This is a genomic window from Parafrankia discariae (assembly GCF_000373365.1).
In the GTDB taxonomy this organism is placed as follows: domain Bacteria; phylum Actinomycetota; class Actinomycetes; order Frankiales; family Frankiaceae; genus Parafrankia; species Parafrankia discariae.
The window spans coordinates 380,014-391,488 of sequence record NZ_KB891208.1; the positions used below are offsets into that span (position 1 = coordinate 380,014).

The 11,475-nt window shown below is 71.7% G+C and carries 9 protein-coding genes and 1 tRNA gene; 8 read left to right on the forward strand and 2 right to left on the reverse strand.

The window, feature by feature from the left end; all coding sequences use genetic code 11:
* The first annotated feature begins 394 nt into the window (after positions 1 to 394).
* A complete protein-coding gene (locus B056_RS0113030) occupies positions 395 to 1,267 on the forward strand; it encodes an LLM class F420-dependent oxidoreductase (RefSeq protein ID WP_018502308.1) in 873 nt (290 codons plus the stop codon).
* Positions 1,268 to 1,433: 166 nt separating this feature from the next.
* Here B056_RS0113030 and B056_RS0113035 read toward each other — a convergent pair whose 3' ends face one another.
* Positions 1,434 to 2,264, reverse strand: coding sequence for a patatin-like phospholipase family protein (locus B056_RS0113035; protein ID WP_018502309.1), 831 nt, complete (start codon positions 2,262 to 2,264; stop codon positions 1,434 to 1,436).
* A gap of 329 nt (positions 2,265 to 2,593) precedes the next feature.
* Here B056_RS0113035 and B056_RS0113040 point away from each other — a divergent pair, with 329 nt between their 5' ends.
* Positions 2,594 to 3,793: a DNA methyltransferase gene (locus tag B056_RS0113040; RefSeq protein WP_018502310.1), complete on the forward strand. Its 1,200-nt coding sequence runs from the start codon at positions 2,594 to 2,596 to the stop codon at positions 3,791 to 3,793.
* A gap of 255 nt (positions 3,794 to 4,048) precedes the next feature.
* A complete protein-coding gene (locus B056_RS0113045; RefSeq protein WP_026239655.1) occupies positions 4,049 to 4,852 on the forward strand; it encodes a hypothetical protein in 804 nt (267 codons plus the stop codon).
* Between the two features lie 394 nt (positions 4,853 to 5,246).
* On the opposite strand, the gene B056_RS0113050 is transcribed toward B056_RS0113045, so the two are convergent.
* Positions 5,247 to 5,318 (reverse strand) — tRNA-Arg (locus tag B056_RS0113050).
* 73 nt (positions 5,319 to 5,391) lie between these two features.
* Here B056_RS0113050 and B056_RS0113055 point away from each other — a divergent pair.
* The 5 genes from B056_RS0113055 (at position 5,392) to thrB (ending at position 11,316) form a co-directional block, all read left to right on the forward strand.
* Positions 5,392 to 5,778, forward strand: coding sequence for a response regulator transcription factor (locus B056_RS0113055; RefSeq protein ID WP_018502312.1), 387 nt, complete (start codon positions 5,392 to 5,394; stop codon positions 5,776 to 5,778).
* Between the two features lie 244 nt (positions 5,779 to 6,022).
* Complete coding sequence (argS, locus tag B056_RS0113060; RefSeq protein ID WP_018502313.1) at positions 6,023 to 7,750, forward strand: arginine--tRNA ligase; 1,728 nt, start codon at positions 6,023 to 6,025, stop codon at positions 7,748 to 7,750.
* A 7-nt stretch (positions 7,751 to 7,757) separates the two neighbouring features.
* Positions 7,758 to 9,077 carry a homoserine dehydrogenase gene (locus tag B056_RS0113065; protein ID WP_018502314.1) on the forward strand — a complete coding sequence of 440 codons (1,320 nt, stop codon included), beginning with the start codon at positions 7,758 to 7,760 and terminating at the stop codon, positions 9,075 to 9,077.
* Positions 9,074 to 10,192, forward strand: coding sequence for a threonine synthase (gene thrC, locus B056_RS0113070; RefSeq protein WP_018502315.1), 1,119 nt, complete (start codon positions 9,074 to 9,076; stop codon positions 10,190 to 10,192). Before B056_RS0113065 ends, thrC begins: the two co-directional genes overlap by 4 nt.
* 170 nt (positions 10,193 to 10,362) lie before the next feature.
* Positions 10,363 to 11,316, forward strand: a complete 954-nt coding sequence (gene thrB, locus B056_RS0113075) for a homoserine kinase (RefSeq protein ID WP_051105610.1) — start codon at positions 10,363 to 10,365, stop codon at positions 11,314 to 11,316.
* Positions 11,317 to 11,475: the final 159 nt, after the last annotated feature.

Here is an 11,475-nt window from a genome sequence, read left to right on the forward strand (position 1 = left end):
GCGACGACTGACAAGCCCGGACATGAGAGGAATTCTCATACATGGGCTTTGGCAGGTGGCGACGGGTGGTGGTCCGTGGCCGGGTGCCTGGGTAGGTGTTGTGTGCGCCACCGTTCCTGTCGCTGTGGGCCATAGGCCGTGGATGGCCCGATGGCGGCCGCGGCGCCACCCGCCCGTGACCGTGGCACGCCGCGTCGCCGCGTGGCAGGCCCGGTGGGGAATGCCTGTGCGGGCGGGTGGGGTTTGATGCCGGGGACGGTGGCGACGCGAATGTGTCATGCCCGCCGGCCCGGGCCGTCCCGCCGATGCGGGACGTCGCCCGTCGGGGCGGACGTCCACTGGACATGGTCGCGGGCGACGCGGCCCGCGGTGAGCTCCCGGAGGGGAAAAAGACGTGCGACTCGGTGTACAGATTCCCGACTTCACCAGGCCCGAGGGGCCTGCCGACCTGGGCCGCGCGCTCGCCGAGGTAGCCCGTGAGGTCGACGAGGCCGGCTTCGACTACCTGGCGGTGATGGACCACTTCTTCCAGATCGAGATGGTGGGCCCGCCCGAGAACGACATGCTCGAGGCGTACACCACCCTGGGCTTCCTGGCGGCGCACACCCGCCGGGCGACCCTGCTGACCCTGGTGACCGGAACCGTCTACCGGGAGCCCGGAATCCTCGCGAAGATCATCAGTACCCTCGACGTGCTCTCCGGCGGCCGGGCGATGCTCGGCATCGGCGCTGCGTGGAACGAGCAGGAGTCCGTCGGGCTCGGCATCCCGTTCCCCCCGGTCGCCGAGCGTTTCGAGCGCCTCGAGGAGGCCCTGCAGATCTGTCTGCGGATGTGGTCGGACGACGAGAGCCCCTGGACGGGCAAGCACTACCAGCTCGCCCGGCCGCTCAACTCGCCGGCCACGCTCACCCGGCCGCACCCGCCGATCATGATCGGCGGGGGTGGGGAGAAGAAGACGCTGCGCCTGGTCGCGAAGTACGGGCAGGCCTGCAACCTCTTCTCCGGCCCCGAGCTGCCGCACAAGCTCGACGTCCTGCGCCGGCACTGCGACGCCGAGGGCCGCGACTACGACGAGATCATCAAGACCTGTTACTACCGCTTCGACCCGGGCAAGTCGGGTGAGAACGTCGGGCGCATCCTCGACGAGCTCGGGGAGCTGGCCGAGCTCGGCATCTCGGTGGCCATCGGCGGCGTGGCCGACATCTGGGACGTCGAGCCGGTGCGGGTGCTGGGCGAGCGGGTCGTCCCCGCCGCCGCGGACATCTGAGGCCGGCGGCGGCCGGCGCCGGCGGGTTCCCACCCAGGCCGGCGCCGGCGGGCTCGGCGGCCCGCCGGCGCCGGTGCGCGGACCTGTCGTACGTGGTCCTGCCGGATCTGTGGTGAGCGGTTCGGTCGGTCAGGTCGGCCCGGTCAGACCCGCGGGTCCGGCCGGATCAGTCCTTCCACAGGTCGCGGACGCTGTCCGTGACCGCGGCGGCCTGGTTCCGCCCCGCCCGCGCGGACGCGGCGCGGATCGCGGGATCGAGGATGTTCGGGCCGAAGGCGGCCCGCGACGCCTCGTCCGCGGCCACGACAAGGACCCGGCTGCCCGCGCGTTCGAGTCGCCGTACCTCGGTCGGTATGCCCATGCCCAGAATGGGTGCGATGATCAGTACCCGTTCGTGGCCCTCCGCGAGATCGGCGTTGATCACGGAGCGCATACCGCCGTCCACGTACCGGCGGTGATCCACGGTCACCGGTGGAAACACCCCGGGCAGCGCGGAACTGGCCGCGACCGCGTCGACCAGATGGACGCCCGAGTCGCGGTCGAAGGCCACCCAGTCACCCGTCTCGGCGTCCACCGCCGTCACCACCAGGCGCTGCCGCGGCCATTCGCGGACGGGCAGCCGCCCGGCGATGATCTGCCAGCGGTCCTCCTCCGAGGGGACCTCGGCCGCGAGCGCGTAGGCGCCGATCCGGGCCCGGGCGTCGCGTGCGCCACGCGAGCCCGCGGTGACCTGGGCCAGGGTTGACATGAGCTCGCTGTAGTCGAAATTCACCGTCGGTTCGGCGGTCGGGTCGGCGGGAGCGATCTGCCGGGAGTAAAGCAGGTCGAGGTCCGCGCCACTGCTGATCATCGTTCCCACGGCGGAGCCCGCCGAGGTGCCGACGACGAGATCGGCGTCGGTGACGTCGACGCCCGCCTCAGCGAGACCGACCAGCAGGCCGATCTCCCAGGCGATGCCGGCCACGCCTCCGCCGCCGAGGACCAGCGCGTGCCGCATCCAGACACACCTCTCCGCGACGGCCCTCGTCAGGGTCCGTCGCTTTCTGAAGGGCTTTTGGGAAGTACGCACCGGAGGTGGCAAGGCACCACCGAAATCACCCGATCGGGCCAGGCCATTGCGGCATGGAGATCATTCGGGTGTCACGCGCGGGACAGTGACCAGGCCAGATCGGCACCAGACCGTTCGTGCCCCCGCGCAAGCGTCCCGGGCCACCGCGCGCATACTGCGGAGCCCCGAGCCGGGGGCTCTCCCCACGCCGCCGGCCCTCTCCTGGAGGCCCTGTGAGCACGACTGCTGACCGGACGTCCCACGCGCGCAACGAGCACATGACATTCCGGGCCAACCGGGGTGTGGGGCGGCACGGCTGGCTTCGGCTCACGCCCGCCTATGGCGTCCGGCTCGTGCGGGGGCGTATCTCCCACCTGCCCACCGGCTCGGTCATCACCGACCCGTTCTCCGGAACGGGAACGACCCCGCTCGCCGCGGCCGAGCTCGGTCATCACGGCCAGAGCGCCGACCTCAATCCCTTCCTCGTCTGGCTCGGGCGGGCCAAGGTCCGCAGATACCCGCGGCAGACCCTGGCGGAGGCGGCCACCGCGGCCGCCGACGCCGGGCGGGTGGCCGCCCACACGGGCCGTGACACCGAGTTGTGGCGGCCGAACCTCTTCCGGATAGAAAAATGGTGGAGCCCCGGGGCGCTGCACGCGCTCAGCGCACTCCGGGCGGCGATCGACGCATATTCCGGGCCGGTGGGTGATCTCCTGCAGATCGCACTGTGCCGGGTACTGATCGCCGTCAGCAACGCGGCCTTCAATCATCAGTCCATGTCGTTCAAGGCCGCTGCCGGGAGCGGGCCCGGCCCCTTCGACCCGGCCGCGGCCGCGGCCGCTATCGCGCTGTTCGGCACCGAGGCGGCAGCACTGATCGAATCCGCCCGGGTCGACCTGCCGGGCTCCGCCACCGTCCACGAGGGCGATTCGCGCTCCGTCGTGCCGGATCTGCGGGAAACCGATCTCGTGCTGACCAGCCCGCCCTACGTGAACCGCATGTCCTACATCCGTGAACTCCGGCCGTACATGTACTGGCTGCGCTACCTCGACCGCGCCGGCGACGCCGGCGCGCTGGACTGGCGCGCGATCGGCGGCACCTGGGGGAGCGCCACGTCGAACCTGCGCTCGTGGACGGCGGCCACGCCGACCCCGGTCGACGACGCGCTGGAGGCCGTCTGCGCGCGGATCGCGGCCGACGGCGACCGGAACGGTCCGCTGTTGGCGACCTATGTGCGGAAATACCACCATGACATGTGGCTGCACTTCCAGGCCGTCACGCCACTGGTGAAACCCGGCGGCCAGGTTTCCTACATCGTCGGGAACTCGACGTTCTATGGTCACGGTGTCCCGGCTCAGGACTGGTATGCGTTGATGCTGCGCGAGCTCGGGTACGCGGACGTCGAGGTGGAGGTTATTCGCAAGCGGAACTCGAACAAGGCCCTGTTCGAGTTCGATGTCCGGGCCCGCCGGCCGTGATCGGCGACCCCGGCCCCGGGTGGGCTTCACCCCGCGCTCGCCGGCTGCTCCGTGCCGCGTCACCACTCGTCTAGCATCGAATCCGGTCGGCGCGGCCGGTTCGGAGGGCGGTCTCGGCGGTTCGGGCGCCCATCAGCTCCTTTCCGGTCGCCTGCCTGGTTGCCCGGCCGCTTCTGATCAGCCGGTTATCCGACCGTCGGCAACTTCGCCACAATCCGTCCCACGTCGAAAAGCACCGATTCAGACAGGTATCTCGTGACGACGACAATGAAAACCGGCTCGACCAGCACAGGTGACCGGAAGAACGGCCGGAAGAAGACCGGAGAACCGAGACCGGTCGCGACCGTCGACACGACCGCGAGCCCGGCGGTGGACGCCGGCCGGGGCCGGCGGGTGAACCCGGAGCGACGCACGCCCGCGACGCGGCTCGCTTTCGGCATCACCGAGGTCGCCGCGCCCACCGTGCTCGTCACCGCGCTGCTGGCGGTGGTAGCCCAGCACAACGCGACGGATCTCGGCCACGGCGTTCTAGCGGGAGCCGTCGCCGTCCTGTTCGGGACGGTCGTCCCGATGAGCTTCGTCTTCTACGGCGTCCGCCGCCGCCGCTGGTCCGACCACCATGTGCCGGAGCGCAGCAAGCGGATGCAGCCGATGCTGTTCGGCTGCGCGTCGGTCGCCGTCGGCTATGTCCTGCTCCGCGTGACGGACGCTCCGAAGGACATCGTCACCGTCTACGCCGCGATGATCACCGAGGCGCTCATCCTCACCGCCATCACGCGGTTCTGGAAGATCAGTGGTCATGTCGCGGCCGCGGCGAGCTGTGCCACCGTCGTCACGTTCGTGTACGGACCGGTGCTGGCCGTCACCTGGGTGGCGGTGCCCGTCATCGCCTGGGCGCGCATCCAGATACGCAGGGCGCGGCTCGCGGAGGCCCGTGCGGCGGGCACCACGAACGACCACGACGAGCTGGACGGCCACACCCCCGCGCAGACCGTGGCCGCCGCACTCGTGGCGGCGGCGATTGTCACCATCGCCTACACGACGATCGGAGGCCTCTGATTTGACCCGGTTCGCGGCCGACCTGGTTCCGCCCCGTTCGCCCAGCTTGGAAGTGAGTTATGCGCCCGGCGTGGAGAGCACCTGTGACAACTCGCATCGACGACCCACCACACACCACAAGCCGAAAAGAGCGGACACCTCACCCAAAAAATCCCATGAGGATTAGTGAGGCACCCCACACACACAACCGTCAAGCACAACAACCCAAAGCAAGCCAACCCACCGAACCCGAAGCCAACCCACCAACCAAAGCAAGCCAACCCACCCCAGGGCCACCCCAACCCCAGAAGGCCGCCGGCCGAAGGGGGGTCCCGGGGGGCACCGCCCCCCGACCAACATGACACGACGCAAAAGCCCAGACCAAAAGTCTGGGCACACCACACCCCAAGTCGTGTGCCCCCGGCAGGATTCGAACCTGCGCACCCGCCTCCGGAGGGCGGTGCTCTATCCCCTGAGCTACGGGGGCTCCAGGGCAAGCAGGCATACCGTACCAGGTGGGAACGGCAGACTGTGCAACACGGTGCCCGTAAGCTTCGGCCGTGTACTTCACCGCCCCCCGGGTGCTCGTCGTCGACGACGACGCCGTGATCCGTCAGCTCGTGGTCGTCAACCTCGAACTGGAAGGCTTCGAGGTGCACACCGCTGTCGACGGAGCCGACTGCCTCGAGCGCGTCCATGAGATCGCGCCGCATGTGATCACCCTCGACATCATGATGCCGAGGGTGAACGGTTGGGATGTCGCGGCGCGGCTGCGCGACGATCCGGTCACCGCCGACATCAAGGTGATCATGTTGACCGCGCGCGCCCAGGAGGCGGACATCAAGCGTGGTGCCCGGCTGGGCGTCGACTACTACCTGACCAAGCCGTTCGACCCCGACATGCTGATCGGGGTGGTCAGCAGGCTCGCGGCGGGTCAGCCGGTCTGAGCCCGGTCCGGGTTCGGGGCCTGGGGGCTGGTCCGCTTCCGGTGCGACGGGCCGGGGGCGTTCGCGGCGCCGGTGCGCCCGCCAGGTGTCCCCGCGTAGCCTCCCGGGAACGTCGGCGACCGGGGTTTTCGGGCCGTTCGGGCCGTGCGACCAGGGCTGTCCCGTCGATGGTCGGGCCGATGACCGCCGGGTGGTTGGTACGCGGGGGAACCGGTCGGACGCCGCGCGCCGATAGCATCGCGACATGACCCCCGCCGAGCTCGCCGACACCATCGTCGCGGCCGTTCGGGCTGCCGTCGCGAACGGCGACCTGGAAGTGTCCGTGCCCGACTCGGTCACCGTCGAGCGACCGAGGCAGCCCGAGCACGGTGACTACGCGTCCCCGGTCGCCCTGCAGCTCGCGAAGGCGGCGCGCCGCCGGCCCCGTGAGGTGGCCGAGCTGCTCGCCACCCGGCTGCGGGCCGACGCGGGTGTGGCGGAGGTGGAGGTGGCCGGTCCGGGCTTCCTGAACATCCGGCTGGCCGGCGCGGCCCTGGGCGGCATCGCCCGCCGGATCGTCCGGGACGGCGCGTCCTACGGCCATGCCGCGGCGTCCCGGGGCGTGCGGGTGAACCTCGAGTTCGTCAGCGCGAACCCGACCGGCCCGGTGACTCTGGCGTCCGCGCGCTGGGCGGCGGTGGGTGACGCGCTCGCCCGGGTGTTCGCCGCGGCCGGCTTCGGGGTGGGCACCGAGTACTACGTGAACGACGCCGGGGTGCAGGTGGAGCGGTTCGGCGCGTCGGTGCTGGCCGCGCTGCGCGGCCAGCCGGCCCCCGCCGAGGGCTACCAGGGCGCCTACATCGCCGAGATCGCCGCGAAGGTCCTGGCGGCGAACCCGGCCCTGGAGCAGCTTCTCGCCGCCGGAGCCGACCAGGCCAGCGGCACCGAGCAGGCCAGCGGAGCCGAGCAGGACAAGGCGCTCGCGGTCTGTGCCCGTGACGGCGTGGAGCTGATGCTTGCCGAGATCCGCGCGACGCTCTCGGGCTTCGGAGTCGAGTACGACCTGTGGAAGTCCGAGCGCAGCCTGCACGAGGCGGGCGAGCTCACCGCCGCGATCGACGAGCTGCGCGCCCAGGGCCACGTCTACGAGGCGGACGGCGCGGTCTGGCTGCGCACCACCGACTTCGGTGACGACAAGGACCGCGCGTTGATCAAGAGCGACGGTCAGCCCACCTACTTCTGCGCCGACGCGGCCTACTACCGGGACAAGCGGCGCCGCGGCTTCGACCGGCTCTGCTACCTGCTCGGCGCCGACCACCACGGCTACGTCGGCCGGCTGAAGGCGATCTCGGCCTGTTTCGGCGACGACCCCGACCACAATCTCGACGTGCTCATCGGCCAGATGGTGACGCTGTCGCGGGGCGGCGTGGCGGTGAAGATGTCCAAGCGGGCCGGCAACTTTTTGACCCTGCACGACCTGGTCGACGCGGTGGGGGTCGACGCGGCCCGCTACTCGCTGGTGCGCGCGTCGATGGACTCCGCCCTGGACCTCGACCTGGACGCGATCGCGCGGCAGACGAGTGACAACCCGGTGTTCTACGTCCAGTACGCGCACGCCCGGATCAGCTCGCTCATCCGGAACGCGGCCGCCCTGGGCCTGGCGACCTCCGCGGATCCGGCGTTCGACGTCGACGGGGTCGACGTGTCGCTGCTGACCCATCCGCGGGAGGTCGACCTGCTGGGCGTGCTCGGCGAGCTGCCCCGAGTGGTCGAGTCGGCGGCGGAGCTGCGCGCGCCGCACCGCGTCGCGAGATACCTGGAGGAGCTGGCCGGCACGTACCACCGCTTCTACGACTCCTGTCGCGTGCTCCCGCAGGGCGACGAGGAGCCCACGGCGATCACCGCGGCTCGACTGCTGCTGGCCGAGGCGACCCGGACCGTCCTGGCCAACGGCCTTCGGCTGCTGGGTGTCAGCGCGCCGGAACGGATGTGAGAGGCGAATGACGATCGACGGCGGGCGCGGTTTCGAGCGCCCGATGAGGATCGCGATGCTCGGCTGCGGGGTCGTCGGAACCGAGGTGGTGCGGCTGCTGGGGGCGCACACCGAGGATCTGGGCGCTCGGGTGGGAGCGCCGCTGGAGATCGTCGGGATCGCGGTCCGCGATCCCGACCGGATCCGGTCCACGGCCGTGGACCGGAGGCTGCTCACCACCGACGCGGGCGCGCTGGTCGCCCGCGACGACGTTGACATCGTGATCGAGGTCGTCGGTGGGATCGAGCCGGTGCGGAGCTGGCTACTCTCGGCGCTGCGGTCGGGAAAGTCGGTGGTCAGCGCGAACAAGGCCCTGCTGGCCAGCCACGGCTCCACGCTGCACGACGCCGCGGCGGCCGCCGGTGTCGACCTGTACTACGAGGCGGCGGTGGCGGGCGCGATCCCGTTGCTGCGCCCGCTGCGCGAGAGCCTCGCCGGGGACCGGATCCGCCGCGTCCTGGGCATCGTGAACGGGACGACGAACTACATCCTGACCCGGATGGACGAGACCGGGGCCTCGTTCGCCGAGGCGCTGGCCGAGGCCGGCGAGCTCGGGTACGCCGAGGCCGACCCCTCCGCCGACATCGACGGGTTCGACGCGGCGGCCAAGGCGGCGATCATCGCGCAGCTCGCCTTCCACACGCGGGTGACGATCGACGACGTCCACCGGGAGGGCATCGGCTCGGTCACCGCCGCCGACATCGCCAGCGCCCGCGAGCTCGGGTGCACGATCAAGGCGCTGGCCATCGCCGAGCGTGCCGGTGACCGGCCCGGGGTGAGCGTGCGGGTCCACCCGGCGATGATCCCGCGCTCGCATCCGCTGGCCGGGGTGCGCGAGGCGTTCAACGCCGTCTTCGTCGAGGCCGAGGCCGCCGGGCAGCTCATGTTCTACGGCCGGGGCGCCGGCGGGGCGCCTACCGCTTCGGCTGTTCTCGGTGATGTGGTCGCGGTGGCCCGCAACCGGGTCGCGGGTCGGCAGGGGCCGGGTGAGTCCGCCTACGCGGCCCTGCCGATCCTGCCGATGGGCCCGACGATCACGAGCTACCACGTGCAGCTGGACGTCACGGACAAGGCCGGGGTACTCGCCGCGGTGGCCGGCGCGTTCGCCCGGCACGATGTGTCCATCAGAAGCGTCCGTCAGGACGGCCGCGGCGACGACGCCAGCCTCGTCCTGGTCACCCATCCGGCCGCGGATGCGGCGCTGTCCACGACCGTCGAGGATCTGCGGGTCCTCGACGGGGTGCGTGCGGTGTCGGGCGTGGTACGGGTCGAGGGAGTTGAGTCATGACCACGATGTCGTCGATGCCGGTTTCGAGCGACCCGACCGGTGCTCCGGAGCGCGGATCACGTGCCTGGCGGGGGATCATCGAGGAGTACCGGGACCGGCTGCCCGTCACCGCCGACACGCCGGTGATCACTCTGCGGGAGGGCGGCACCCCGCTGCTGCACGCGGACCATCTGTCCGAACTGACCGGATGTGATGTTCATCTCAAGGTGGAGGGCGCCAATCCCACCGGTTCGTTCAAGGACCGCGGGATGACGGTCGCGATCAGCCGGGCGGTCGGGGAGGGCTCGCAGGCCGTCATCTGCGCGTCCACCGGCAACACCTCGGCCTCGGCCGCGGCGTACGCCGCCCGGGCCGGGCTGACCTGTGCCGTGCTGGTTCCCAGTGGCAAGATCGCTCTCGGCAAGCTCGCGCAGGCGCTGGTGCACGGCGCGCGCCTGCTCCAGGTCGAGGGGTCGTTCGACGACTGCCTCCGGGTCGCCCGCGAGCTGGCCGACAAGTTCCCGGTCACCCTGGTGAACTCGGTCAATCCGCACCGCCTGGAGGGGCAGAAGACCGCCGCCTTCGAGATCGTCGAGGCGCTCGGCCACGCGCCCGACGTGCACTGCCTGCCGGTCGGGAACGCGGGGAACATCACCGCCTACTGGCGCGGCTACGGCGAGGAGGACACCCGGATCCGGTCCGGCCGGCCGCGCATGTTCGGGTTCCAGGCGGCCGGCGCGGCGCCGATCGTGCGCGGCGAGGTGGTGACCTCGCCGCAGACCATCGCCACGGCCATCCGCATCGGTAACCCGGCCTCCTGGGAGTTCGCGACCGACGCGCGGGACGCCTCCGGCGGTCTGATCGACGCGGTCAACGACCGGCAGATCCTGGCCGCCTACCGGCTGCTGGCGCACCGCGAGGGCGTGTTCGTCGAGCCGTCCAGCGCCGCCAGCGTCGCCGGGCTGCTCGCCACGCACGCCGACGGCCGACTGAGCCCGGGCCAGCGGGTCGTCTGCACCGTCACCGGCAACGGGCTGAAGGATCCGGACTGGGCCATCAGTGGTGCGGCGAAGCCCGAGACCATCCCGCCGACCGTGGCCGGCGCCGCCGAGGCTCTCGGCCTGCAGCGGTTGTGACGACCGCCGACGGCCGCGCCGCCGGTGCCGGCCCCGGCGGCGCGGCCAGTGCCGCCGCCGGTACCGGCAGTACCGGCGGCGCCTCGGGCGGCGGTGCGGCCGGCGTGTCGGCGAGCGTCTCCGTCAGCACACGGGCGAGCACGACCGTCCGCGCGTCGGCGAGCGTGACGGTGAGCACCGCGGGGTCCGGTGGGGGCCGGCCGCCGGGCGCGGTCCGGCTGCGGGTCCCGGCCACCAGCGCCAACCTGGGGCCGGGTTTCGACGCACTGGGCCTGGCTCTCGCGCTGTACGACGAGGTGTCCGTGCGGTTGACGCCGTCCGGGCTCGCCATCGACGTGGTTGGCCCGGACGCGGTCCCCGCGGACGAGGCGCATCTGGTGGTCCGTGCGATCCGCGCCACCTTCGACGAGCTGGGCTGGGCGCAGCCCGGGCTCGCGCTGCGGTGCGTGAACCGGATCCCGCACGGGCGGGGCCTCGGCTCGTCCGCCGCGGCGATTGTGGCCGGTGTCACAGCCGCCGACGCTCTTGCCGGCGGTCCACTCGGGCCGGCCGGGCGGCTGCGGGTAGCCAGCGCGGTCGAGGGGCATCCGGACAACGTCGCGGCGGCCCTGCTCGGTGGCCTCACCATCGCCTGGTACGAGGGCGATGTGCCGCGGTCCCTCCGGGTGGCACCGCTCGGTGAGCTGCGGCCCGTGGTGTTCGTCCCGTCGCGGCGTCAGTCGACCCAGCAGGCCCGGGGGGCGCTCCCGGAGCGGGTCCCGCACGCCGACGCCGCGGTGAACATCGGCCGCGCCGCGCTGCTCGCGCTCGCGCTGTCCGGCGCGGAACCGGCGGCCGGCACCGGTGCGGAGCGTTCCCGGCTACTGCTGGCCGCGACCGAGGACCGGATGCACCAGCCGTACCGGCTTCCCGCCCTGCCCGCCTCCGCGGATCTGGTCGGGCGGCTGCGTGCGGCCGGAATCCCGGCGGCGCTGTCGGGTTCCGGGCCGTCCGTGGTGGCGCTCGGGGTCGGCGGAGGACAGGCCGCGGCGGCGATCGGCGTGGCCGCCCCGGGTTTCTCGGTGGTGCCGCTGGCTGTGGACACCGAGGGTGTCCGGGTCGAGGCGGTCGAATCCTCGGAGTGACGAGGATACTCCGCTGCGTGCCTGAATGCTGGTCCAGGGGTCGCGCGGACCCCCGCGGAGGGCTCCAAGCTGTCATCAGGGAGTCCCTCGTGGTGTCATCGGGAAGTCCGGAGGCCCCTAGGTTGTTGCCGAGGTGTCTCCGTCTGGATAGTCTGATGA